This window comes from Flavobacterium glaciei (assembly GCF_003350545.1).
Taxonomy (GTDB): Bacteria; Bacteroidota; Bacteroidia; order Flavobacteriales; family Flavobacteriaceae; genus Flavobacterium; species Flavobacterium glaciei.
The window spans coordinates 133,326-158,190 of the sequence record NZ_QQBA01000008.1 but is presented as its reverse complement, the minus strand read 5'-3'; the positions used below and the strand labels follow the sequence as shown (position 1 = coordinate 158,190).

Below are 24,865 nucleotides of genomic sequence, written 5' to 3'. Positions count from 1 at the left end.
TTATAGTGTCTTCTAAACTTGAAAAACGCAGTTGTTGACGGGAAATACCTGTGATGTGTTGCATGATTAAAAATACGAAAAATCTTCTTTTTATTTTAGTATTTTGTTATATTTGAAAATAATACAGCGGAGGTTTTTTCACAGACTGACGTTATGCGACATTATTTCAAAAATTATGGCTAAAAGAACTTTCCTATTTTTAATTTTAATCTTGTTGTTCTCTTGTCACAAAAAAAATGAAAAGGCAAAAGAACTATTATTAATTGCAACCGATAAAAGCTCGTTTATAAATAAAACAGAATTAACTTTAAAAATTTTCTCTGATAGTACATATGTTTTCAATGTAAATGTGAATGGTCAACTTTACAATAAAGTTGAAAATTTTAAGGGATATGTAAAAATAAAAAATGATAGTCTTGACTTTTTTCCTTCAAGATTTGAGTTCATTAGGGCGGATAAAGCAAATCTAAAAAATGGATATATAGATTTTATAGATGGAGATGTACCGTTTAGAATGAAAATTGATTCTACCAAATTAAAAGTCAATAACTTAATTAATTTTTCAAAATTCAAAAATTATGCGGTTTTCAACTACGAAAAAAGTGAACGAGAAAATGATGAAAATCTTAATATCGATTTAAATGAAAAAGATATTTACGAAATTGAAAACTTGCTAAAACCTGAATTTAAAAAGAGAAAGAACCTAAACGAATATGGCAGATATCTAAAACAACTTATTGGATATAAAAAAGCTAATGGAGAAAAATATGTGATTATAAAAAGTTTTTGTGAAAGCAGATATCAATTAGAAAATTTCAGGAAAAGTGTTATTGAAATGAACGATGGTGGAAAATGCAATATTTTTATTGTCTTGAATTTAACACAAAAGAAAATTGAAACTTTTAGTGTTGCTGGTTTAGCATAAAAATAACGTCGCATAACAGCTAGGGTTTCGTTGCGGCTGCAAGCCGAACAATGAAACTCGTGTTGAACGGAACCGATTACATACCGTCAATACTTATGGATTTGTCGTAAAGTTTTGAGAGAAAATATTAAGAGGATTTAGTATCCTCTTTTTTTTGAAGTAGTTTTAAATATAGTTTTCTAGTGTTTTCCTTCACTTTCGGGCATACGTGCCCTTACCCATCCCGCTAATTAGCGGGACAAGAAGTAGAACTTCGGCTGCCGCCAAGATACCAAGCAGGTGGACCTCGCTGGTCAAAGACTGCTATGCGGTGTAAATTTCCTGTTTTGCAACACGGACACTTGGGTAAAAAGGGTTTCTTCTCCCGCTTTTCCATCACTTTTACTTGGAGTTTATCCTGCAAAAGCTTGAGCTTTTGACGTTTCAATGTACTACTCAAAAAACCGTAATGCCTTATTTTTACAAAACGTTTAGGCAAAATATGCAACGCAAAACGCCTGATGAATTCCTGATGCGTCAGTGTCATTTGTTTTTTAACGCCCGCTACTCGGTAATCCTTGTAATCAAAAGTTACCTTTTCATTGTCAATGCTCTTGATTCTCTGGTTGCTGATGGCGATTTTATGGGTGTATCTTCCCAAATATTCTACCACCGACTTTGGACTTCCAAAGGGTTTTTTAGCAAATACCACCCAAGGTTTTTTCCATAAATCCTGCCGGATTTGTTCGTATTGGATAGGTGATTTTACTTTGAGTTTGGCGCAAAACTTCGCCCTAAAAACTTTTGACAACGCTTTGACTGGGAACAAAAATTTGCCATCGGTTCTTGCGTTTCTCCACTGTCCGTTCTTATTAACCCCACCGCCCGGAACAATGCAATGCAGGTGCGGATGCAAGCTCAATTGCTGTCCCCAAGTATACAAAACCGCTATCATTCCTATATGTATTGATGTTTTGGTTGCCATTCCAGGAGTTTCTGCTCACGCACCTGATTTGACTTTTGATGTAGAACATTTTAAATACAATATAACTACCGATTCCCATACTAACCCAGCCAATGAAACTCTGACCACAAACGGTAATTGGTACGCCAAAAATAACGGCAAATCAATAACCCAGATGAAGCATTACAAAACCAGTGCGTGTTTGACTTGTGAACTTTATAAAAATGCACCAAAAATACAAAAGGCAGACTTATTGAATGCTCCCAGTACGCCCATTTGATTTATCAAAATATAGTAAGAATCGAAAACAATTATGAAATCTATCGTAAAAGACAAGCCATCGTCGAGCACCCTACAGCCTGTCCCCTCTTTGCGGGTGAGTTATAAAGCGATCCCGAAGCCTCGGGAGGATTTTTATTATATCATGACAAAAAAAACGATCAAACATGCCTCAGCAGATGTTGGACTGATTTTCTGCGCCTACAATCTGTGTCGCATTTTTAACTTGATTGACCACAATCTACTAAAACAATATCTAAAAGTATTGGCTTTGTATTTTGGGACTCTAAGAGCGATTTTCATTGCTTTTTACACTTTGTTTTATTTTGAGAAAGCGAAAGAGGCTTTTTAAAAAAGAATTTTAATTGTAGTTTAAATCACATATATTTAATCAATCATTAACCTAATAAAGTTCGTTCAGAGGTTTTTAGACGAACTGCCGTTATGTGAGATTCCAAAAAAAATACGGAATCATTTGAAAAGTTACCATTTTTTGGTAACTTAGCTAAAAAAAAAAATTATGGGACGAAATACTTCTATATCGCTTGGTAATCATTTCGAAAGTTTTATCGAACACAGTGTAAATGATGGAAGATTCAATAACGCAAGTGAAGTTGTCAGAGCCGGTCTTCGTCTTTTAGAAGATGAGGAAAATAAAATTGTAGCTTTAAGAAAAGCAATTAATGATGGAATTGAAAGTGGACGTGCAATGGATTTTGATGCTAAAAAACATCTTAACGTTTTAAAAGCAAGAAAAACATCAAATGGCTAAATTTTATTTAACAAATAAAGCTGTTGATGACTTAACTGAAATTTGGGATTATACAATCGAAACTTGGTCTGAAATGCAAGCTGAAAAGTATTATGATTTACTTATGGCATCATGTGATGATCTAGCAAATAATCCAGAGCTTGGTAGAAACTATGATATAGTTACAAAAGGAATATTAGGTTTTAAATCAGGTGAACATATTATTTTCTACTCAATTGTATCAAAGAACGAAATAGAAATCGCAAGAATTCTTCATGGAATGATAGATTTAAAAAGCAGACTATAAGGAACCTCGCCAACAGCTAGAGTTTCGTTACGTGCGCAGCACGAACAATGAAACTCCGGTTGAACGAAACCGGTCACTGGCAGGAACTATGGAGTTATCGTAAAGTTTTAGAGAAGAATTTTAAGAGGTAAGTGAGCCTCTTTTTTTTGAAACTAACAAAATGACTTTTTATAGAAAGAATTTTAATTGTAGTTTAAATCCCATATATTTACTCACAGATTAACAAAATAGAGTTCGTTTGGAGGTTTTTAGACGAACTTACTTTGGCAGTAATATTTAATTAATACAAAAAACTCAAATGAAATTTTTAATTTTTATTGCATTCAGCTTAACAACATTAACTACTTCTCTTTTTGCTCAAACAAATGTGAAATTTTATCATGAAATGGAAAATGGAGCGTACAAAGTCTTCGCTGACAACAATGAAGTTTGCGAAGTATCAGTATTGCTCTCTTACGATTTGTTGAACATGAAAAATGTGAACCCAGCGAACAAACCCATAGTTATACCAGCAAATGCTAAAAAATATTTGATTGACCAAATTAACGTAGTAGACCGAACAAAGAAATCAAAATTCTCATTTCAATCGCAGATACACCTTGGAAACATAACCAAGTCAAGTTACGATAAAGATTTTCTTTACACTTTACCATTCAAAACTGGAGAAGTATACGAAGTTTATCAAGGATATTACGGTTCCTTTTCACATAAAAACGAAAATGCACTTGACTTCACAATGAAAATTGGAACTGCTGTTACAGCAATTAGGGAAGGTATAGTTGTAAAAACTGTCACCGCGAATTCTCTTGGATGTAAAGACGAAAGTTGTAAACAGTATAACAATTATATCATTATCCTACATCCGGACGGGACCTTTGTTGAATATACTCACATTCAAAAAAATGGCAGTAAGGTCAAAGTAGGAGATTTGGTTAAACAAGGAGATGTAATCGCATTAAGCGGTAATACTGGTTGGAGCAGCGGTCCTCATCTTCATTTAGTGGTGTATTTACCCACAAGCAAAGGGAGACAAACACTACAAACAATATTTAAAACCGGTGATGGCCAAACCAGAGAGATACTTTCAGAAAAGAAAAAATACAATAGAAATTACTAAAAAAACTTCCACCAACATTCAAATTTTTCACTGCGTCCTCATCACGAACAATAAATCTCCGTTTGAACAGCCTTTCCCGTTTTATCGGGAGAATTGGTAAATGATAGGAACTATGTACTTATCGTAAAGTTTAGAGAAGAATTTCAAGAGGCAAGTGAGCCTCTTTTTTTTGTAACTAACAAAATACCTTTTTATAGAAAGAATTTTAATTGAAGGTTAAATCACATATATTTACTATAAAATTAATCTAATAAAGTTCATTTAGAGTTTTTTAGATGAACTGACTCTGTGCGACAGGCTATAGACGAAATCTTTAATAGTCTTTATTTAATAACCCGAATTAATTTATGATATGAAAAAATATTTTATCTTTTTTATCTTAGGTTTTCTGATTGTAGAATCAGTTTTTGCACAATCCCCAGAAGTTCTAACAATAAAAAAATACGGAACCGAAAATGCAGACAACATCATAAAAGAGTTCTTCGAATTTCTCTATTTACCTAATGTTGCTACTGATCCTGCTGGCCAACAAAAAAATGCTGACTTCATTATGAATATGATGACCAAAAGTGGTATTCAAAAAGTGCAACTATTAAGAGCTAACACAGAAGGCGTACCTCCGGCAGTATATGGCGAAGTAAATGTTCCTGGTGCTACAAAAACGCTTATTTTTTATGCACATTATGATGGACAACCTGTTAACCCAACGCAATGGGCTAAAGGACTTGAACCGTTTCAGCCTAAGTTATTTTCTGAAGCCATAAATAAAGGCGGGGCAAACATTCCTTTTCCTGCAGATGGTAGCTATAACAACGAATGGAGGATATATGCACGTGGAGCTTCTGATGACAAGGCTGGTATAAATGCTATTTTAAATGCATATGATGCCATTAAAAAAAGCGGGCTTACTCCCAACTACAATCTCAAATTTTTCTTTGAAGGAGAAGAAGAAGCAGGTTCTCCTCATCTTCATGAAATATTAGAAAAGAATCAGTCATTACTTCAATCAGACCTATGGATTATTTGTGATGGACCAATTCATCAGTCAGGCAAAAAGCAAATTATATTTGGTGTCCGAGGTGATGTAAATCTCGAACTTACTGTGTATGCTTCAAAAAGGCCACTGCATAGTGGACATTACGGGAACTGGGCTCCTAACCCTGCAATGATGTTGGCTAAATTATTATCTTCTATGAAAGACGACACTGGAAGAGTAACCATAAAAGGATTTTATGACGATGTAACCCCTTTATCTCTTTTAGAAAAAAAATCTTTGGATGAAGTTCCCACAGTTGATGAACAAATGAAAAGAGAATTGGGAATTAGTGCATTAGAAATGAAAGGAGTAACACTTAGTGAGGCAATAAACCAACCTTCATTAAACATCAATGGCATGCAAAGTGGTAATGTTGGTCAAATGGCTTCTAATCAAATCCCAACGTACGCAACTGCTGTTCTTGATTTAAGATTGGTATTAGGCAACGATTGGAAAAGGCAGCGACAAAAAGTCATCAATCATATAAAAGCCCAAGGTTATAATGTAATCGAAGGTGAACCTACAGACGAAGAAAGAGAAAAAAATGCAAAAATTATAAAAGTTGTATCTGGAAACGATGGTGTAAATGCACAACGGACATCTATGGATTTGCCAATTATACAAAAAGTCATTGCTGCAGTCAAAATGACAACACAGGACCAGATTGTGCTACAGCCAACAATGGGCGGTACTTTACCACTTTTTTTGTTTGAAAAATATTTAAAGGCAAAAACTGTTACAATTCCAATAGCTAACCATGACAACAATCAACATGCAGAAAATGAGAACATTCGAATAGGCAATTTATTTGACGGAATAGTAATGATGGCATCTATTATGATGTTTAAATAATAGCTCTATGGCTTCCTCCCATTTACAAGGCAATTCTGTTATTGAATAGAAGTACGAACGCTCATCATGGGTATAGAAAAAAAGTCAATTTAGTGCTCTACAGAGACGTTTTTGGCTGATCAAAATGGTTCGCCGCATCAACATTTACATTGTAAATTACCAACTTCACCAAGCCCGAAACCGTTGTACGTGACTTTCGAGCGATACGAAACTAAAAAAAAAGATAAAATTAATTTATATGGAATCTAATATTAAAATTGCTAACAGATTTAGAGAAGTAATTCTAAATGGAACTTGGATTGCAAATACGAATTTTAAAGATCAGTTAACCGATAGCAGTTATGAATTAGCTAATAAAAAAGTTGAAAACTTAAATACAATTGGTGTATTAACTCAACATATAAATTATTACATAAACGGAATAAATAATGTATTTGCTGGCGGGACTTTGGACATAAAAGATAAATATAGTTTTGATTTTACAGAAATAAAATCCCAAACAGAATGGAATAGCATACTAAATGAATTGTGGAATAATGCTGAACTATTTGCGGATTTTGTAGAAAAACTTCCTGAAAACAAACTCAGAGAACACTTTGTCGAAGAAAAATACGGAACTTATCAGCGAAATATTGAAGCAATGATTGAACATAGTTATTATCATTTAGGACAAATTGTACTATTAAAGAAAATGCTAACATAAAATAATCATGTAATTTAGAAGTAAATTGAGCTTAATTATATAATAAACATAAGATTTGGCTTTAAAGAAAGAAAAAAGTAAATAACCCAAATAGCAAAAATAAAAAACGAACTCATATGAGCGGTTTCAGATAATTATAGATTTTTTTGTGAATTTAATTTTATTTTCAGCAAGAAATTTTATCTTTATAAGAAAATAATCCATTTCGAAGTTAGACTCTTCGTGATGCTTCAAACTACTTTTTTAACAGATTTAAAATAGCAACGAAAAAAAGAATAAACAAATGAAGACATTGACAAAAGAATTACAAGAATCTATTACACCAGCAATGGCTTTGAAATTGCTTGAAGAGGGAAACAGGAGGTTTGTCAATAATTTAAAGGCAAATCGCAACCTGTTACAACAGGCAAATGAAACATCAGATGGGCAACATCCATTTGCAGTAGTTTTAAGCTGTATTGATAGCAGAACATCTGCTGAACTAATTTTTGATCAAGGACTTGGAGATATTTTTAGTGTGAGAATTGCTGGAAATATTGTTAACGAAGACATATTGGGAAGCATGGAATTTGCATGTAAATTAGCTGGTTCAAAAATAATTGTAGTATTAGGTCACAGTAAATGCGGGGCAGTAAAAGGAGCTTGTGACCATGCCGAAATGGGTAATTTAACTGCTTTACTTGCCAAAATAAGACCAGCTGTAGATGACGAGTTAGAAACAAAAGATAATCGCACTTCTAAAAATGCAGTTTTTGTTGAAAATGTTGCTGCCATTAATGTAAAAAGAACCGTACAAGCAATCATGGAGAGAAGTACTATTCTTGAACACATGATAAAGAGTGGAGAAATTGGTATAATTGGTGGAATGCACGATATATCAACAGGACTTGTTACTTACTATGCGGATACTACTTTCATCGCTTAGTTAAAAAGATATAATACTTCAAAAAACAATATTCGAATACAATGAATAAAAACAATTTAAAATTCTCATCGTTAAAAACCGACAGCCTTTCAGGCTTGGTGGTTTTTTTAGTTGCATTACCCTTGTGTTTAGGCATCGCAGTTGCTTCAGGAGCATCTCCATTTGCTGGTATTATTAGTGGCGTCATTGGCGGCTTGATTGTAGGTTATTTTAGTGGTTCAAACGTAAGTGTTTCTGGTCCGGCTGCAGGCTTAATTGCCATTGTATTACTTGCTATTCAAGATTTGGGTTTTGAGACATTCTTATTAGCTATTGTTTTAGCAGGAATTTTACAGTTGATACTAGGTTTTGCAAAAGCAGGAACTATTTCAAATTATTTCCCATCAGGTGTAATTGAGGGAATGTTAACAGGTATTGGTATTATTATAATCAAGAAAGAATTGCCACATGCCATAGGATATGACAAAGAACACGATGGTGATTTTTTTAATTATAACCTTACTGACTCAGCTGACAGTGGTTTTTTTAATGAGATTATACATTCATTAAACTTTGCTCATACGGGTATTATTATTTTAACCTTACTATCAATAGGAATTCTAGTGGCGTTTAACAAACTCCCTTTTCTGAAAAAACTTAAAGTGTTGCCTGGGGCATTAGTTGTAGTTGTAGTCGGTATTTTATTAAATGAAGCATTTCGTTTAGCTAATTCACAGCTTTTAATTTCTAGAGACCATTTAGTGACATTACCCGTAGCAGGTTCAATTGATGAATTTATTGCTCAATTTACATTGCCTAATTTCGCTGGAATTAGCAACCCGAAAGTATGGATAACGGCAGCTACCATTGCAGCAGTGGCAAGTATTGAAACACTATTGTGTCTCGAAGCCGGTGATAAATTAGACCCTTTAAAAAGATACTCAAGCGCTAATACTGAATTAAAGGCTCAAGGTATAGGAAATATTATTTCTGGTTTAATAGGTGGTTTACCAATGACTAGCGTTATCGTGAGAACATCAGCAAATATACAGGCAGGAGCAAGAACTAAATTCTCAGCCATATTTCATGGTTTACTCTTGCTTTTAACGGTAGTCTTAATACCAGGATTATTAAATAAAATTCCAATGGCATGTTTGGCGGCAATACTAATCATGATTGGTTTCAAATTAGCGAGCCCTAAGGTTTTTATGCACATGTGGAAAATTGGTAAATTCCAGTTTATTCCATTTATAGTGACAGTCATAGGTGTAGTAGGCATAGATTTATTAAAGGGAGTGGGAATTGGCTTATTAGTAAGTGTTTTCTTTATTCTTTCGGGCAATATGAAATTGGCTTATTTTTTCAAAAAAGAGGAACATAAAGAAGGAGAAGATATTAATATTGATTTAGCTCAGGAGGTTTCTTTTCTTAACAAAGCAGCAATAAAAGAAACATTAAGACATTTGCCTGAAAATTCAAAAGTGATTATAAGTGCAAAAAACACTGTATATATTGACTACGATGTCTTAGAATTGATAAAAGATTTTAAACAATATGGTTCAAAAGATAAAAATATCATTGTAGAACTACAGGATTTTAAAAGTGCATATAAGATCGAAAATAGTACTAATAGCAATCATGTATCATAATTGTAATTAGCTATAATTGGCAAATTTTGAGGTAATAATATGATCAAGAAATCATAAATAAAAAAATACAATAAAATATATAATTAATTCACAATGCTCGTATGTGCATTGTATAGGTTAAATAAATATTTTTTTTAACGGTCTTGCAATCAACCTTAAAATTTATTTAGTTGTGAAAATTACATTCAATAAAAAATAACAAACCATATACTTAAAATTAGAGTTTCGCTGTGTCTTCAAGCCAAACAATGAAACCCGAGTTGAACATTCTGTACCATTTGTGCAGGAGAACTATACTCTGTTAAGAATTAAGAAGTTATCGTAAAGATTTAAGAAAGAATTATAAGAGGATGTAGTGTCCTCTTTTTTTTTGAGTAGCATTTTAGATTTAGTTTAGTGTATTCGGTCACTTTTGGACACAAGTCCTTTTATTAACATATAATGATGATACAATAATGTTATGGCTAAAATAAAATTTAGCATTAGGTCTCTTAATCCTTAAATTATAGGTAACTCATTCGTTAAACGACGAGAAAATAACATTAAGATCACATAAACACACTCAAAAGCTTCAGATGCGTTATGTATATCTATGATAAATAATTCTTTGTTATAGCAAATCGCATCTGATCCTGATTCTATCACAACATTCAAATAACGATCTTAATTCAATCTATTTGCTAAAACTGTAAAGAATAAATTGTATTCAAATCTATCCGAATTAAAATTGAAGACAAGCTACAATTAAAAATAAGCATCTCTTTTTTTAATCTTTATATTAGAGTGACACTACCCAACAAATCTTCAAGAACTACTTGTTAATTCATTTTAATTAACTAACTTTCATACACTTAAAGTGATTCTCTATATCTTAGATATTGCAATTACTACTATTTAATTTTTATACCATATAATTATGAAAATTTCAATAGAAAAAAAAATAATCATTGGATTTATCCTAAACCTATTCGTTGTTTTTGCCATTGCCTGGGTGTTTATTTTAAGAATTGACAAACAAAGAAATCAAGCTTTGGATACAACATTAAAGTGGATAGAATTTGCATTAATTATTCTTTCCGTAATATTGTTGACTGTTGTTTATTTTATCATTCGATCCCAAATTAAGGCAAAGAAAATTTCTCAAGATTTACTTTTAGAGAACAAACAACTGCTGCAATCGATTATTGACAATACATTGAGCCCTATGTTTATAAAAAAAATAAATGGCGAATATTTATTGATTAACAGACAATTTGAAACTTTGTATAAAATCACAAATGAAGAAATCATAGGCAAAACAGATCATGATTTTTTACCTGTTTCAATAGCTGATGCCAACCGAAATTCTGATTTTGAGGTTGTCAAAGTATTAAAAGAATTAAAAACTGAGGAAACAATTCAACAATCTGATGGCGAACACACGTACATTGCTGTAAAATTCCCCATCTACGACTCCGCAAAAAGAATTTATGCTATTGGTGGGATTTTTACAGATATCTCCGAAAGAAAAAAACTAGAGGAATCTTCAAAAGCCGCTGATAAATTCTTTAACATGTCAGTGGATTTGATGATTATTTCTTCTATGAATAAATTCGTAAAAGTGAATCCCGCAGTTAGTAAAATATTAGGGTATTCTGAAGAAGAATTATTAAGCAAAAGCTTTTTAGAATTTACACATCCCGATGATATTGAAATCACTAAAAAAGAAGTTGCTAAACTTCAAACTGGAGCTCCTTCCATAAAATTCGAGAACAGATACATTTGCAAAGATGGGTCTACTAAATGGCTCGTTTGGTCAGTGTTCCCTGACGTCATATCGGGATTATTGTATGCTGTAGCCAGCGATATTACTGCTCAAAAAGAAACCGAAACAGCCTTAAATGTTGCAAATACGTTTTTTTATATGTCGTTTGATATGTTTGTTGTAATTAAAAATGAAAAATTTGTAAAAGTAAACCCTGCATTTACAAGAATACTTAGATACGATCAAAAAGAAATCATCAACAAGCCATTTTTAGATTTTATTCATCCTGAGGATGCTTCAATCTTTATGGATGGAATTAAAAAATTACAAGTGAGCGGCTCCGCTATCAGCAACAGAGTTCGAGAAAGATTAAAAGACGGTTCTTACAAATGGTTTGACTGGACTTGTACAATTGATATTCAAACGGGAATAATTTATGCTGTTGCCAGAGATGTTTCTGAAATGATTAAAAATAACGAATCCTTAAAGATAGCAAATATGTTTTTTGATATGGCATTCGACATTTTAACCGTGGCTAAAGACAATCATTTTATCAAAATCAATCAAGCTTTTACAAAAACCCTTGGATACAATCAGGAAGACATGAATAGGATAAAATTCATGGATATAATTCACCCTGATGATAAGAAAACAGCCGGAGATGTTCTGGAAAAACATATAAAAGGGGAATCAATTGTCAATTTTAGAACTCGGTTTCTCTGCAAAGACGGTTCGTATAAATGGCTTGATTGGAATAGTAATATGGATCTACTAAACGGAGTTTTTTATTCCGTAGGGCGAAATGTCACGGAATTGGTAGAACTCGAAAATGAACAACAACTAGCCATAGACAATCTCTATGAAAATGAAGAAAAATTACGATTAATTGTCGAAAATATTAGTGAAGGAATTATTGTTGCAAATGCCGATAAAAAAATAATAATGGCTAATGATATGGCCAATGAAATTTTTGGAATCGAAGAAGATGACCAAATATCCCCAAATTTAAGCAATCATTTCGAGCTTTACTTTCCTGATGAAAAAACCATTTTCCCTTCGCAAAACTTACCCATGGAACGCGCACTAAGGGGTGAAGTGACTACAGATATTGAAATAATCCTTTGGAATCCAAAGTTGCGGGAAAAGAAAAGAGTACTTATCAGCGGCAGACCCTTAGTTGATCAAAACAACCATGTAGTTGCAGCTGTTGTAACGATAAAAGACATCAGTAAATACAAACAAATGGAACAAGATTTGAAAGAATCTGAATCAAAATACAGAAAATTAATTGGATTCCGAAAAGAGCAGTAATAATACAATGATTTAAGCATTATGCAAAATTCCGGTATCCATATTTATCCATTATAATTTATTTTTTAGGTTCGCTTTCACAGCATCAAACCATTCATTTTTTAAGATGCTTAATATAATACTGTCTCGTCGAGCCTCGCTCCCTTGGGTAGGCATATGATTGCGCAACACACCTTCTACTTTACAACCGATGCTTTTCATCGCTGCAATGCTTCGTTCGTTATTATTGTCAGCGCGAAACTCAACTCGTTCCATTCCTAAAGTTTCGAATGCAAATTGCAATAATAAAAATTTACAATGCTTGTTTAACCCAGTTCCACGAAACGCTCGACCGTACCAGGTATATCCTAGTTGCAGCGTTTTGAATTCAAAATTAATATCATAAAAACGAGTACTTCCCGCATACTTTCCTGTTTTCTTATCGAAAACTATAAAGGGAAATTCAGTTTCGTTTTCTTTGGCTTTAAGCGCTATTTGAATGTATTTTTCCAGATTTTCCTTTCCATTTGCCTGAACAAGGGAATACTTCCATGTATCAGGTTCGTTAATAGAAAATTCTAATAAATTTTTGTAATCTGATTCCATTAGCGGACGCAATAAAACAGATTCGTCCTCTAAAATGGTGTTTTGAGATAAAGATATGCTCATATTTATTTTTAATTATGGCTGTAAAAACTACCAATTTAAAGTTTTTGCATGTATTAAACTTTACTAATGTAGCCCTAAGTAAAAAATATATTTAGAATTCCCTAATTCAAATTGCAAAATGGGAAATTAAAAAACTGAATACCAACTATTAAAGTCATAAATTTAAAACAAATATTAAAATTTAACTTCTTGCTTTTTAGGGATTTATTATTATAATTTTCTTAATTTCGTTATCGGTTGCTAAAAATTAGTTGAATTCAACAAATAGCAACGAACTCCAATTTTAAAAACAAAACAATGAAATCAATTTCGTTTCTAATCCTTCCTTTCATTCTTTTTTCAACATTCAGTTCGTATTGTCAAAATCAAAGTAAAACGGATAAATCAAAAGAATTTAAAGTCGCGTTTGAAAAATTTACTTTAAATAATGGATTACAAGTTATCTTGCATATTGACCGCTCAGATCCTGTAGTTGCAGTTGCCTTGACTAGTCATGTAGGCTCTGCGAGAGAGAAAGCCGGTCGCACCGGATTTGCACATTTGTTTGAGCATTTACTTTTCTTGGAATCAGAGAATTTAGGAAAAGGAGGACTTGATAAAATGAGCGCCCGTATTGGTGGTGAAGGTGCCAATGGTTCTACTAGTAGAGATAGAACCAATTATTTTCAGACTGTGCCTAAAGATGCACTTGAAAAAATGATTTGGGCTGAAGCAGATAAATTGGGTTTCTTTATCAACACGGTAACAGAACCGGTTTTAGCTAAAGAAAAGCAGGTCGTTAAAAATGAAAAAAGACAGAGTTATGATAACCGACCTTATGGACACAATTTTTCTGTAATTTCTAAAAATTTATACCCAGCAACGCATCCGTACAATTGGGATGTCATTGGTTCCTTAGAAGATTTACAAAATGCAACGCTTGAAGATGTAAAAAGTTTTTACAATCGCTGGTATGTTCCTAACAATGTGACATTAACAATTGCTGGAGATTTTGATGTGAAACAAACCAAAGCTTGGGTCGAAAAATATTTTGGAGAAATAAAACGCGGTGAAGCTATTCCTAAAATGGAAAAGCAGTCTGTAACATTGAATGAAACAAAAAAATTATATTATGAAGATAACTTTGCCAAGTTACCACAACTCACCCTGACTTGGCCTTCAGTTTACGAATACCACCCTGACAGTTATGCTTTAGAAGTTTTGGCTAGTTATCTTTCCAAAGGTAAAAAAGCGCCTTTGTACAAAACATTAGTAGAAGAAAAAAAATTAACTGATGCCGCAGATGTTTTTCAATACAATTCAGAAATTGCGGGTCAATATATGTTGAGCGTAACGGCATTTGAAAAAACAAATTTGAATGACGTAATAAACGGCGTCAATGAAGCTTTTAAAAACTTTGAAGTCGAAGGGATTTCGCAAGGTGATTTAAACCGAATTAAAGCGGGACAAGAAACTGCTTTTTACACGAATTTATCCAGTGTATTAGGAAAAGGTTTTCAACTGGCGCAATATGAGATTTTTGCGGGAACTCCGGATTATATCAATCAAGATGTAAAAAATATTCTTGCAGTTACCACCGAAGATGTAATGCGAGTGTATCAAAAATACATCAAAGGAAAACATTTTGTAGCCACTAGTTTTGTTCCAAAAGGAGAGTCAAATTTAATTTTGGTTGGATCAACATTAGCCGAAGTTGTTGAGGAAAAAATCGTTGAAGGAAAAGAAGATGCGTTTGATGCCAGTATTGCAGCAACGTATGAAAAAACACCTTCTAAATTTGACCGAACTGTTGAACCAGCTTATGGAGAAAGCCCTGATGTAAAATTACCATCGGTATGGAAAAATAAGTTATCATCGGGATTGAATGTTTTAGGAATCGAGAATCATGAGGTACCGCTTGTGCAATTTCAATTGCAAATAAAAGGCGGAATGTTACTTGAAAACACGGGTAAAATAGGTGTTTCGAATATGCTGGCGGAACTGATGACGAAAGGAACCAAAAATAAAACTCCGGAACAACTGGAAAATGCTATCGAAAGTCTGGGAGCAACCATTAGAGCGTATGCAACTGATGAATCCATTTTTATATCAGGCAATACTTTGGCAAAGAATTACAATGCAACTATGACTTTAGTTCAGGAAATACTATTGCAACCGCGCTGGGACACAAAAGAATTTGATTTAATTAAACAAAGTACTTTAAGCCAAATTCTACAGCAAAAAGCAGATCCAAATAGTATTGCCAGAAATGAATTCAAAAAATTACTTTACGGTAAAGAATCGATTTTAGCGAACAATAGGATTGGTACCGAAAATTCTGTAAACAGCATTACTGTTGATGATTTAAAAAATTATTATACTAAAAATGTAGCTCCATCAGTTGCTAATTTTCAAATTGTTGGCGCTATTGCAAAAGCGGAAGTGACCAATTCATTAGCTACTCTAAATAAAAACTGGGAGGCTAAAAAAGTTATGGTTCCTAAACCAATTGTTTCGAATACTGTAGCACCCTCTAAAATTTATTTTTATGATGTTCCGGGAGCAAAACAATCTGTAATTAAAATTGGATATCCTGCACTTGCTGCCACAGATGCTGATTTTTATCCTGTTCAAATCATGAATTATCGTTTGGGTGGTGGTAGTTTTGCCTCACAATTGACGCAAGAATTACGTGAAGGAAAAGGATATACGTATGGCATCAGTTCTTCGTTTAACGGTTCTGTAAACAAAGGTCCATTTACTATTGCAAGTGGTGTGCGTTCGAATGTAACTTATGAATCCGTTAGTTTGATTAAAGAAATTCTTTCGCAATATGGAAAAAACTTCAACGAGAATGATCTTGAGGTAACTAAAGGATATTTAATAAAAAGTAATGCTAGAGCATTTGAAACTTTATCTTCTAAACTACAAATGTTGTATGATATTAGTAACTATAATTATGCCGATGATTATGCTAAACAACAGGAAAACATTGTAAAAAACAGTACTACAGACGCCATAAAAAAACTTTCAGAAAAGTATTTGAATGCTGATAAAATGATTTATTTAATAGTGGGCGATGCTGAAACACAATTGAAAAAGCTGGAGCAAATAGGTTTTGGAGAACCAATTCTTTTGAATAAACCAGCGGTAAAATAAGTTGATTTTAAACTAATTTGGGTCAAACATCACTGATTGTTTTAGCCCAGATCGAAGTGAAAATAACGACTGTAAAAAAAAATAATTTTTCTTGTCCTGAAAGAGCGACCAACGGAAGCTCCTTTCAGGATTTAGAAAAATATTTTTTTTAAGGGAGTATTGTAACGGAGTGCTGGATAAGCTCCTGAAAATTTTATTCATTCATTTCGTCATGACGTTCCGGAACTTGCGGATCATAAAGCGGACATTTGAATTCTTCCATAACATTCACTAAAGTATCCATTGTTTTTCCTTCAGTGCCATAACAATCGATTTTTATACTTTGAGGCGTCGTTCTGATATGAAACGCACCTACTCCATTGTTGTTTTTCCAACTATTATCATCTACTTTTTCCCATTTGGAAAATACGGAACCGACTCTGTTTAAAATCACTTGAACTGGAAGTTCTTCCAAACCTTCAATTTCAGCTTGCTCTTCAGTAATAGCTTCATAAACTAAGTGATGGTTGAGATAAATTCCCTCCAAATATCTCCAAAAAACCAATTCGTACATAGATAAAAAATTAATAGATTATGGAATAGAAAGATTGAAAACTGAGTTTCAACTAATTCTTTTTAGTATTCAAAGGTTCCATATTCACTATTGATAGTCAGCTTTTTTGCAGTAGCAACTTCAACTCTACCTACAATTTGAGCATCAACATTGAATGATTTTGAAATCGCAATAATGTCTTGTGCTACAGCCTCTGGAACATAAATTTCCATACGGTGACCACAATTGAACACTTGGTACATTTCTTTCCAATCTGTTTTAGATTGTTCCTGAATTAACTGAAACAATGGCGGAACTGGAAATAAATTGTCTTTTATAATATGTAAATTTTCTACGAAATGTAAAATTTTAGTTTGCGCTCCTCCACTGCAATGCACCATTCCGTGAATTTCATTAGAAGAATATTGGTCTAAAATTTTCTTGATGATTGGCGCATAGGTTCTGGTTGGTGACAGCACTAATTGTCCGGCATCAATAGGTGAATTTGTCACGGCATCCGTCAATTGTACTTGTCCTGAATAGATTAATTCCTCAGGGACTGCAGCATCAAAACTCTCTGGATATTTAGTAGCCAGATACTTCCCGAATACATCATGACGCGCTGATGTTAACCCGTTGCTTCCCATCCCGCCATTATAGCTTTTCTCGTACGTGGCCTGACCAAAAGAAGCCAATCCTACAATTACGTCACCAGCTTTGATATTAGCATTATCGATCACTTTAGAACGTTTCATTCGCGCTGTAACTGTTGAATCTACGATTATAGTTCGAACAATATCGCCTACATCTGCGGTTTCTCCACCAGTTGAATGTATGGTTACCCCAAAAGAATCTAATTCTTTAATCAGTTCTTCAGTTCCATTGATAATTGCTGAAATTACTTCGGCTGGAATAAGATTTTTATTTCTTCCTATTGTGGACGAAAGCAAAATATTATCTGTTGCACCTACGCACAATAAATCGTCAATATTCATGATTAAAGCATCTTGAGCTATGCCTTTCCAAACAGAAATATTTCCTGTTTCTTTCCAATACATGTACGCCAAAGAAGATTTTGTTCCTGCTCCGTCTGCATGCATGATAAGGCAGTAATCCTCATCTTGCGTTAAATAATCTGGGACAATCTTGCAAAAAGCTTGTGGAAATAAACCTTTATCAATGTTTTTTATGGCATTATGAACATCTTCTTTGGATGCCGAAACACCGCGAAGCGCATATCTTTTTGAAGTATCTGAACTCATGTAGTTTAGTTGTGAAGCCTGATTTATAACAGGTAGTTGTGCGGCAAAGATACTAATTTGATTTAGGAATTCAGTTTTAGGAAATAGGATTTATTATACTATTTTTTCACAACTAGAATCTCAACTCTTCTGTTAGCAATTCGTTCAGCTTCATTTTTTTCCGGTAAAACATATATTGGTCTACTGCTTCCAAATCCTTTATGACCCAATCTTGAAGTGGATATTCCATTTCTTATTAAATAATCAAATACAAACTTTGATCTTCTGTACGAAAGCTTTACGTCGTTTTGATTATCATTGCAGCAAATATGTCCGTGTATGTAGATTTTTAATTGAGGATTCATTTTTAAAACCTGGAGAAGATCAGAAAGAATTGGTTCTGACTCGATAATTATTTTTTCTGAATTAAAATAGAAGTTTAAATTTTCAAGTTTTATTAAATCTCCTACTTTAGCTTTATTAACTTTTTCTGCTAGAGAAATCACATTTTTAGTTTCATTAAGCGGAATTTCTTTCTCTGATGTTTTTTCAAAAACTACATTTTTACCTTCCCTTTTTTGCTTGACGGATACCTTATCTTGATAATAAACAATTACTTTTCTGTTCTCACTTTGATTTTTTAATTGCTTAAAGTCTTCTCCCAGACTATCTAATTCAAGTTTTTTACTTAGATTAACTTTATTGAATTCTAAAAGTGCAAGTACAGTAGTGACTCTTCGAGAAGATAATTCTTTGTTGTAAGAATTAGAATCTACACTATCACAAAAACCTTGAATCTTTAAAATTTCTTTATTTTTTGAATGCTCTAACCATGTACAAAAATCATGTTGTGATTTTTCATTAATAATATCTTGGTTAAAATCAAAAAACAACACTAGTTTATCCTGGGCAGACAAATTAATTATATAAAAAAACAAAATTAAAAAAAGTCTTATTTTCATTTAAAACGATTCACCATTATTTTAAGATAACGTACAATTAAAAAATATAGTATAAAAAAACCCGATAGGTTTTAAAATCTATCGGGTCTAGTAATTTAAAGATTTATGTTTATTTTGTAAACAACAATTCTCTGTATTTAGTCAATGTCCATAGCTCGTTATCTACTAGTAACTCAAGTTTATCACAGTGGTTTCTGATGATTTCAAAATATGGTTTTACATTATTACAATATGCCTCAGCCATTCCTTGTGCATCAGTCATGTTGTTTGCTTTTTTTCTTTCGTTAGTCATTTCTTCCACTTTAGAATTGATTCCTTCGATATGACCTGAAATTTCTCTGATTAAAATGATTTGCTCTTTAGCGATTGTTTCAAAATCATCACCAAAAATATCTTTCAATCCTTTTACATTTGTAATCAAAGTGTTTTGGTAACGGATTGCTGTTGGAATCACGTGATTTTTAGAAATATCGCCTAGAACTCTACCTTCAATTTGAATTTTCTTAGTGTACTCTTCCAATTCAATTTCGTAGCGTGCTTCCACTTCGACATGGTTCATGATGTTCAGTTCCGAAAACAAATCCAAAGATTGTTTAGAAATTCTTGCTTTTAGTGCTTCAGGAGTAGTCTTAAAATTACTTAAACCTCTTTTCTTTGCTTCGGCTTCCCACTCATCACTGTAACCATCCCCTTCAAAAAGGATTTTTTTAGATTGCTTGATGTATTCTCTTAAAACATTAAAAATAGCATCATCTTTTTTCATGTCTTTCGAGTCAATTAAGGCATCAACCTCAACTTTAAAATCTCTCAATTGTTTTGCAACAATTGCATTTAATGTTGTCATAGCGTTAGAGCAATTCGCTGTTGAACCTACCGCTCTGAACTCAAATTTATTTCCTGTAAAAGCAAATGGTGAAGTTCTGTTTCTGTCCGTATTATCCAAAAGTACATCTGGAATTTTCCCAACTACATTTAATTTTAAATCGGTTTTCTCTTCCGGAGATAATTTTCCAGCAGTAACACCTTCTAATTCAGCTAAAACTTTAGTTAATTGTTCTCCAATAAACACTGATATAATTGCCGGTGGTGCTTCATTAGCGCCTAATCTATGGTCATTACTTGCAGAGGCAATCGCTGCTCTCAACAATGATTCGTTATCATTTACCGCTTTAATAGTGTTGATAAAGAAAGTCAAAAACTGCAAATTACTCATTGGAGTTTTACTTGGACTCAATAAGTTTACTCCAGTATCAGTAGCTAACGACCAGTTATTGTGTTTCCCTGAACCATTAACGCCTTTGAACGGTTTTTCATGAAATAACACTTTCAAATCATGTCTCTCAGCCACTTTTTCCATCACATCCATCAGTAAACAGTTGTGATCTACGGCAAGATTCGTTTCTTCAAAAATAGGCGCTAATTCAAATTGATTAGGAGCCACTTCATTATGACGCGTTTTTACTGGAATACCTAATAACATGCATTCTTGCTCTAAATCTCTCATGTAGGTTAAAGCACGTGTTGGTATAGAACCAAAATAATGGTCATCCAATTGTTGTCCTTTTGCAGAAGTATGACCCAATAAAGTTCTTCCGGTCATCATAAGGTCAGGACGCGAATTTGCCAATGATCTATCTACTAAGAAATACTCTTGTTCCCATCCTAAAGTTGCCGTAACCTTTTTTACATTTTTATCAAAATATTTACATACTTCAGTAGCGGCTTCATCCATTACCATAAGAGCACGCAATAATGGTGTTTTATAATCTAAAGCTTCTCCGGTGTAAGAAATAAAAACTGTAGGAATACACAATGTAGTACCAAAAATAAATGCTGGAGAGGTTGGGTCCCAAGCAGTGTAACCTCTTGCTTCAAATGTGTTTCTAATTCCACCATTTGGAAAACTAGATGCATCTGGCTCTTGTTGTACTAATTGAGCACCACCAAATTTTTCTACTGGATCACTACCATCATATGAAGTTTCAAAAAATGCATCGTGCTTTTCAGCAGTAGTTCCCGTAAGTGGTTGAAACCAGTGTGTATAATGAGTAACTCCTTTTGACAGAGCCCACTCTTTCATACCCATAGCAATATAATCAGCTAATTTCCTGTCTATTTTAGTTCCATGCTGTACTGCATCGCGCACACCTTTAAAAGCATCTGAAGTTAAATATTGCTTCATTGCTTTGTCATTAAAGACATTTGAACCAAAAATAGTTGATTTTCTATCGGTTTCTTCAAATTGAACAGGCTTTCTGTTTGATGCTTCTCTCAAAGCTTGAAAACGTAATGTTGACATAAAAAATTATTTTATAGATTAAACCCCTAATATTTCGATGCAAATATAATTTAATTATTACTTTTATGAAATTTTACCTCTCACTTTTATGGGCAAATGCTCTAAATTTGTCAAATTCTCAAAAAAGACATCTAATTATAACAACATAATAATTTTAGATGCCATATATTTTTTTACTCTTATTTTCATCAAAAATATTTGAACTCCATTTACTACATCAAAACTTTAAATTAAATTTTTACGGAAGTTAAAATTCATAAAGTATCTTTGCTCAACTTTAAAAAAATAATTATGATTGTCTGGATTTCTTTTTTAACAGCTGTTTTAATTTTTCTTGCACTGGATTTAGGAGTTTTCAACAAAACACCACATATCATAAGTTCAAAAGAGGCAGGCAAATGGACTGCTATTTGGGTTGCACTATCTTTTATATTTTCAGGAGTAGTTTATTGGCTTTATACCACAGAATATATTTCAAATCCAGATACTTTGAAACCTGCGGATGCGTCAATAAAATTTATCACAGGATATTTGATTGAACTTTCCCTTAGTATTGATAATATTTTTGTAATCGCTATTATATTTTCTGCCTTTAAAATCCCTCAAAAATATCAGCATCGTGTATTATTTTGGGGAATATTAGGTGCCATCATTTTTAGAGGTCTCATGATTTATTTTGGTGTTTTATTGATTAATAAATTCACATGGATGACTTACATTTTTGGAGGTTTTCTAATATATACTGCCATGAAAATGCTTTTTAGTGGTGAAGATGAAAAATTTGAACCTAAAAAATCATTCGTATATAAGACTCTTAAAAAAGTTATGCCTATTTCAAATCACATCGACGGCGAACATTTCTTTGTAAAAAGAAGACACATTACAGCAGCTACTCCTCTATTTGTGGCACTCATCGTTATCGAAGTAATGGATGTTGTATTTGCCATCGACAGTGTTCCTGCAATTTTAGCCATTACAAGTGATCCTTTTTTAGTTTTTAGCTCAAATATTTTTGCCATTTTAGGGTTGCGTTCTATGTATTTCTTTTTGGCTCACATGCTAGACAAATTTGCACATTTGGAATACAGCCTTATTGCTATTTTGAGTTTTGTGGGTATTAAAATGCTACTTCATGATTACATAAAACTACCAGAATGGGTGTCACTGGCTTTCATAGCCGTTTCGCTTATAACAGGAATAATAGCATCTTTAAGAAAAAGCAGTAAAGAAACGGTCTAATAAAAAGTAGAATAAACAAAAAAAGGAAATCTTACGATTTCCTTTTTTTTGATGCAAAATATATTTTATAAATTAATTTTGTGGATCTCAGACTTGTTAACATTGAGCGCTGACATTACTGCGTCGATACTGTTTTTATTTACTGTACTTGCAAAATTAGCAGGAATAATTACAATTCTAAAAGTTTGGTTTTGTGTCCAGCTTGATGACAATGTATTAAGACTAAAATTAGCAGAAAGGAAAATATTAACGTTATTTCTAGTATAATCAAAATTGTAGTCTAACTCTCCACCATCACTAAAATAATAGGTTTGAGGCATTAGTCTCCAAACATCTTCCCCATTTACCGTATCATACAAATGATACACTAAAACGACATCAGAAGAAAAAATTGGTGGATTAAAAGCGACCAACCTACTGTAATTATTATTAGGATTAAACGAAGTTGTTACTTCAAACACTTCACTAATGGTATCATTATCCATAGTATCGTTTATTTCAGTAACTTCGCAACTTTGTAGTGTCATCATCCCGATGAAAACCAACAATAAGGTAATTTTTTTCATTAGTTATAGCTTTAATAATTTATACTGAAAATTGTATCCATTAATTATGCCAAACTATATTGTAAAGAATAATGTACTATTGAATTATGGATAAAAAACTCAAATTATACATGATAATGCTAGGCTGTAAGCCGGATGGACGATTTACAGAGCAGCATGATATTTTTTTTGGAATAGGTACTTCACTCAAAGATTTAGTGCCTCAAATGAAAGCTTTTTGGCCTGAAGCCAAAGGTAAAATTCATATTGATGCTTGGCGCGAAGTGACTCATGTAAATAATCATCATATTGAAATTGTGCCACGCAAACATGCGGACGAAAGTATCACAGAAAAATTATTTTTTCTCAATTTAGGTGGTTACAAAGAAAATGACTTTGAAGAATACCATTACAAAATGCTTGCAGTTTCAAAAACCTTGGGATTGGCAACACGAAAATCTAAAACCACCGCCTTTTTTAAGCATTGCGGTTTTAAAGGAGCGGAGTCGCATATTGACGAGAAATATGGAGTTGATGTGGATGATCGTTATCGAGTAGATGATATGCTTCCAGCAGCATCGAAATTACTCTACAGTTTAAAAATAACAAAATCAGAAACTGTTATCGAAGATGATCAGTTACATATTGGTTATGTAAAAATTAGTAGTTTAAAATAATACTGTTGCAACTTTCTTTATTTATCCTTGCTAATACAAAAAAGGTCTTTCAGTTATTTCTGAGAGACCTTTTTTTAAAATTAAATCACACTAATTTACGGAACCAAAACTCCATTACTTTTAAAAACTCCTTGAAAAAATAACAAATGAGTTGGCAACGCATTTTCCCAATATTCCCAAGTATGTGCTCCCGGGCGTTCTGTATAATCATGAGAAACTTTATTGTAAACGAGTCTACGGTGTAATTCTCTATTAGATTCGATCAAAAAATCATCTACTCCACAATCTATTATCAATTCCAGTTTGTTGCTTTTTATCTTATCCACCATATTCAAAACCGCATTAGCAGCATATACTTCCTGAGGCGCTCCTTCAATTCCAAAAACAGGCTCCATTAATTTAGTTACTCTATCCTTAGATTCCGGATTTATCATGCTTCCCATATCCACTGCTCCACTCATACTTCCAGCGGCACAAAACAATTCAGGATGTCTAGTCGAAAGATATAATGCTCCGTGACCTCCCATGGAAAGCCCAGTAATTACTCGACCTTTCCTGTTATTTATGGTACGGTAAGTAGTATCAATTTTCTGAATTACTTCTTTTGTTATGTACGTTTCAAATTGACTTCCTTTATTCACTGGACTATCCAGATAAAAACTAAATGTTTCTCCTTCTGGCATAACGATAATAATGTTATACTTGTCGGCTAAATTATGAACTAGCATTTTATCTGGAGTTTTAGATAGCCAATCATTAAAATGTCCGTAAGCACCGTGTAGCAAATACAAAACTGGGTAATTACTTTTGCTTTTTGCGTACGAATTAGGTAAAACAACAGCTGCTTTGTAGGTTTTATTCATCGCCATACTAGGAATTTGCAACGTATCGGCTTTAGCTGCATAAGAAATGGCTACATGTCCGAAAAGAAAAAATAAGAATACAATTTGAAGTTTTTTCATACTACATTATTTTTTAAGGTGAAATGTAAATATACTGATTTAGGATAAATAAAATTAAGATACTACAATTCATATCAGATCAAACGCATTGAAAATTGAAC

Annotated in this window: 21 protein-coding genes and 1 pseudogene; 14 read left to right on the top strand and 8 right to left on the bottom strand. The window is 33.0% G+C overall.

Annotated features, from left to right (window positions below; genetic code table 11):
- Window positions 1-175: 175 nt before the first annotated feature.
- Entirely contained in the window at window positions 176-925 is a 750-nt protein-coding gene (locus DFR66_RS08975) for a hypothetical protein (protein ID WP_114754501.1), read from the top strand.
- Between the two features lie 226 nt (window positions 926-1,151).
- Here the strand turns inward: DFR66_RS08975 and DFR66_RS08970 are convergent.
- A pseudogene (locus DFR66_RS08970) lies at window positions 1,152-1,871 on the bottom strand (IS91 family transposase); the annotation flags it as partial.
- Between the two features lie 7 nt (window positions 1,872-1,878).
- Here DFR66_RS08970 and DFR66_RS08965 point away from each other — a divergent pair.
- From DFR66_RS08965 to DFR66_RS08920, 10 genes are all read left to right on the top strand, one after another.
- Window positions 1,879-2,148 (top strand): hypothetical protein, encoded by a 270-nt coding sequence (locus DFR66_RS08965; RefSeq protein WP_146841145.1) that lies wholly within the window; start codon window positions 1,879-1,881, stop codon window positions 2,146-2,148.
- Window positions 2,149-2,292: 144 nt separating this feature from the next.
- Window positions 2,293-2,499 carry a hypothetical protein gene (locus tag DFR66_RS08960; protein WP_146841143.1) on the top strand — a complete coding sequence of 69 codons (207 nt, stop codon included), beginning with the start codon at window positions 2,293-2,295 and terminating at the stop codon, window positions 2,497-2,499.
- A gap of 168 nt (window positions 2,500-2,667) precedes the next feature.
- On the top strand, window positions 2,668-2,919 hold the full coding sequence (locus DFR66_RS08955) for a type II toxin-antitoxin system ParD family antitoxin (protein WP_114754498.1): 252 nt from the start codon (window positions 2,668-2,670) through the stop codon (window positions 2,917-2,919).
- Window positions 2,912-3,205 carry a type II toxin-antitoxin system RelE/ParE family toxin gene (locus DFR66_RS08950; RefSeq protein ID WP_114754497.1) on the top strand — a complete coding sequence of 98 codons (294 nt, stop codon included), beginning with the start codon at window positions 2,912-2,914 and terminating at the stop codon, window positions 3,203-3,205. The genes DFR66_RS08955 and DFR66_RS08950 overlap by 8 nt, the downstream gene beginning before the upstream one ends.
- Before the next feature lie 298 nt (window positions 3,206-3,503).
- A complete protein-coding gene (locus DFR66_RS08945; RefSeq protein ID WP_114754496.1) occupies window positions 3,504-4,322 on the top strand; it encodes a M23 family metallopeptidase in 819 nt (272 codons plus the stop codon).
- Window positions 4,323-4,674: 352 nt separating this feature from the next.
- Entirely contained in the window at window positions 4,675-6,210 is a 1,536-nt protein-coding gene (locus DFR66_RS08940; protein WP_114754495.1) for a M20/M25/M40 family metallo-hydrolase, read from the top strand.
- A gap of 238 nt (window positions 6,211-6,448) precedes the next feature.
- On the top strand, window positions 6,449-6,913 hold the full coding sequence (locus tag DFR66_RS08935; RefSeq protein WP_114754494.1) for a DinB family protein: 465 nt from the start codon (window positions 6,449-6,451) through the stop codon (window positions 6,911-6,913).
- Window positions 6,914-7,196: 283 nt separating this feature from the next.
- Window positions 7,197-7,838, top strand: a complete 642-nt coding sequence (locus DFR66_RS08930; RefSeq protein ID WP_114754493.1) for a carbonic anhydrase family protein — start codon at window positions 7,197-7,199, stop codon at window positions 7,836-7,838.
- A gap of 41 nt (window positions 7,839-7,879) precedes the next feature.
- The gene (locus tag DFR66_RS08925; RefSeq protein ID WP_114754492.1) at window positions 7,880-9,466 is read left to right on the top strand and encodes a SulP family inorganic anion transporter; all 1,587 of its coding nucleotides are present in this window, start codon (window positions 7,880-7,882) and stop codon (window positions 9,464-9,466) included.
- A 916-nt stretch (window positions 9,467-10,382) separates the two neighbouring features.
- Window positions 10,383-12,521: a PAS domain S-box protein gene (locus tag DFR66_RS08920; RefSeq protein ID WP_114754491.1), complete on the top strand. Its 2,139-nt coding sequence runs from the start codon at window positions 10,383-10,385 to the stop codon at window positions 12,519-12,521.
- 51 nt (window positions 12,522-12,572) lie between these two features.
- Here DFR66_RS08920 and DFR66_RS08915 read toward each other — a convergent pair whose 3' ends face one another.
- Window positions 12,573-13,169 carry a GNAT family N-acetyltransferase gene (locus tag DFR66_RS08915; protein WP_114754490.1) on the bottom strand — a complete coding sequence of 199 codons (597 nt, stop codon included), beginning with the start codon at window positions 13,167-13,169 and terminating at the stop codon, window positions 12,573-12,575.
- A gap of 297 nt (window positions 13,170-13,466) precedes the next feature.
- Here DFR66_RS08915 and DFR66_RS08910 point away from each other — a divergent pair, with 297 nt between their 5' ends.
- Window positions 13,467-16,307 carry a M16 family metallopeptidase gene (locus DFR66_RS08910; RefSeq protein WP_114754489.1) on the top strand — a complete coding sequence of 947 codons (2,841 nt, stop codon included), beginning with the start codon at window positions 13,467-13,469 and terminating at the stop codon, window positions 16,305-16,307.
- A 193-nt stretch (window positions 16,308-16,500) separates the two neighbouring features.
- On the opposite strand, the gene DFR66_RS08905 is transcribed toward DFR66_RS08910, so the two are convergent.
- The 4 genes from DFR66_RS08905 to DFR66_RS08890 form a co-directional block, all read right to left on the bottom strand.
- Complete coding sequence (locus DFR66_RS08905; RefSeq protein ID WP_114754488.1) at window positions 16,501-16,860, bottom strand: hypothetical protein; 360 nt, start codon at window positions 16,858-16,860, stop codon at window positions 16,501-16,503.
- A 62-nt stretch (window positions 16,861-16,922) separates the two neighbouring features.
- Window positions 16,923-18,101: an AIR synthase related protein gene (locus tag DFR66_RS08900; RefSeq protein WP_114754487.1), complete on the bottom strand. Its 1,179-nt coding sequence runs from the start codon at window positions 18,099-18,101 to the stop codon at window positions 16,923-16,925.
- Window positions 18,102-18,199: 98 nt separating this feature from the next.
- Entirely contained in the window at window positions 18,200-19,042 is an 843-nt protein-coding gene (locus DFR66_RS08895) for an OmpA family protein (protein ID WP_114754486.1), read from the bottom strand.
- 109 nt (window positions 19,043-19,151) lie between these two features.
- Window positions 19,152-21,341, bottom strand: a complete 2,190-nt coding sequence (locus DFR66_RS08890; RefSeq protein WP_114754485.1) for a glutamine synthetase III family protein — start codon at window positions 21,339-21,341, stop codon at window positions 19,152-19,154.
- Between the two features lie 291 nt (window positions 21,342-21,632).
- On the opposite strand from DFR66_RS08890, the gene DFR66_RS08885 reads away from it, so the two are divergent.
- A complete protein-coding gene (locus DFR66_RS08885) occupies window positions 21,633-22,580 on the top strand; it encodes a TerC family protein (protein WP_114754484.1) in 948 nt (315 codons plus the stop codon).
- A gap of 65 nt (window positions 22,581-22,645) precedes the next feature.
- Here the strand turns inward: DFR66_RS08885 and DFR66_RS08880 are convergent, their stop codons facing one another.
- Window positions 22,646-23,146: a hypothetical protein gene (locus DFR66_RS08880; RefSeq protein ID WP_114754483.1), complete on the bottom strand. Its 501-nt coding sequence runs from the start codon at window positions 23,144-23,146 to the stop codon at window positions 22,646-22,648.
- A gap of 86 nt (window positions 23,147-23,232) precedes the next feature.
- Here DFR66_RS08880 and DFR66_RS08875 point away from each other — a divergent pair, with 86 nt between their 5' ends.
- Entirely contained in the window at window positions 23,233-23,802 is a 570-nt protein-coding gene (locus DFR66_RS08875) for a DUF1543 domain-containing protein (RefSeq protein ID WP_114754482.1), read from the top strand.
- Window positions 23,803-23,897: 95 nt separating this feature from the next.
- Here the strand turns inward: DFR66_RS08875 and DFR66_RS08870 are convergent, their stop codons facing one another.
- Window positions 23,898-24,764, bottom strand: a complete 867-nt coding sequence (locus tag DFR66_RS08870) for an alpha/beta hydrolase (RefSeq protein ID WP_114754481.1) — start codon at window positions 24,762-24,764, stop codon at window positions 23,898-23,900.
- Between the last annotated feature and the right edge of the window lie 101 nt (window positions 24,765-24,865).

Coding starts and splice junctions, on each gene's coding strand:
- DFR66_RS08895 (WP_114754486.1), bottom strand. CDS start 19,042: ATGAAAATAAGACTTTTTTTAATTTTGTTTTTTTATATAATTAATTTG.
- DFR66_RS08940 (WP_114754495.1), top strand. CDS start 4,675: ATGAAAAAATATTTTATCTTTTTTATCTTAGGTTTTCTGATTGTAGAA.
- DFR66_RS08920 (WP_114754491.1), top strand. CDS start 10,383: ATGAAAATTTCAATAGAAAAAAAAATAATCATTGGATTTATCCTAAAC.
- DFR66_RS08945 (WP_114754496.1), top strand. CDS start 3,504: ATGAAATTTTTAATTTTTATTGCATTCAGCTTAACAACATTAACTACT.
- DFR66_RS08915 (WP_114754490.1), bottom strand. CDS start 13,169: ATGAGCATATCTTTATCTCAAAACACCATTTTAGAGGACGAATCTGTT.
- DFR66_RS08925 (WP_114754492.1), top strand. CDS start 7,880: ATGAATAAAAACAATTTAAAATTCTCATCGTTAAAAACCGACAGCCTT.
- DFR66_RS08960 (WP_146841143.1), top strand. CDS start 2,293: ATGACAAAAAAAACGATCAAACATGCCTCAGCAGATGTTGGACTGATT.
- DFR66_RS08880 (WP_114754483.1), bottom strand. CDS start 23,146: ATGAAAAAAATTACCTTATTGTTGGTTTTCATCGGGATGATGACACTA.
- DFR66_RS08935 (WP_114754494.1), top strand. CDS start 6,449: ATGGAATCTAATATTAAAATTGCTAACAGATTTAGAGAAGTAATTCTA.
- DFR66_RS08890 (WP_114754485.1), bottom strand. CDS start 21,341: ATGTCAACATTACGTTTTCAAGCTTTGAGAGAAGCATCAAACAGAAAG.
- DFR66_RS08950 (WP_114754497.1), top strand. CDS start 2,912: ATGGCTAAATTTTATTTAACAAATAAAGCTGTTGATGACTTAACTGAA.
- DFR66_RS08930 (WP_114754493.1), top strand. CDS start 7,197: ATGAAGACATTGACAAAAGAATTACAAGAATCTATTACACCAGCAATG.
- DFR66_RS08910 (WP_114754489.1), top strand. CDS start 13,467: ATGAAATCAATTTCGTTTCTAATCCTTCCTTTCATTCTTTTTTCAACA.
- DFR66_RS08900 (WP_114754487.1), bottom strand. CDS start 18,101: ATGAGTTCAGATACTTCAAAAAGATATGCGCTTCGCGGTGTTTCGGCA.
- DFR66_RS08975 (WP_114754501.1), top strand. CDS start 176: ATGGCTAAAAGAACTTTCCTATTTTTAATTTTAATCTTGTTGTTCTCT.
- DFR66_RS08870 (WP_114754481.1), bottom strand. CDS start 24,764: ATGAAAAAACTTCAAATTGTATTCTTATTTTTTCTTTTCGGACATGTA.
- DFR66_RS08905 (WP_114754488.1), bottom strand. CDS start 16,860: ATGTACGAATTGGTTTTTTGGAGATATTTGGAGGGAATTTATCTCAAC.
- DFR66_RS08885 (WP_114754484.1), top strand. CDS start 21,633: ATGATTGTCTGGATTTCTTTTTTAACAGCTGTTTTAATTTTTCTTGCA.
- DFR66_RS08955 (WP_114754498.1), top strand. CDS start 2,668: ATGGGACGAAATACTTCTATATCGCTTGGTAATCATTTCGAAAGTTTT.
- DFR66_RS08875 (WP_114754482.1), top strand. CDS start 23,233: ATGGATAAAAAACTCAAATTATACATGATAATGCTAGGCTGTAAGCCG.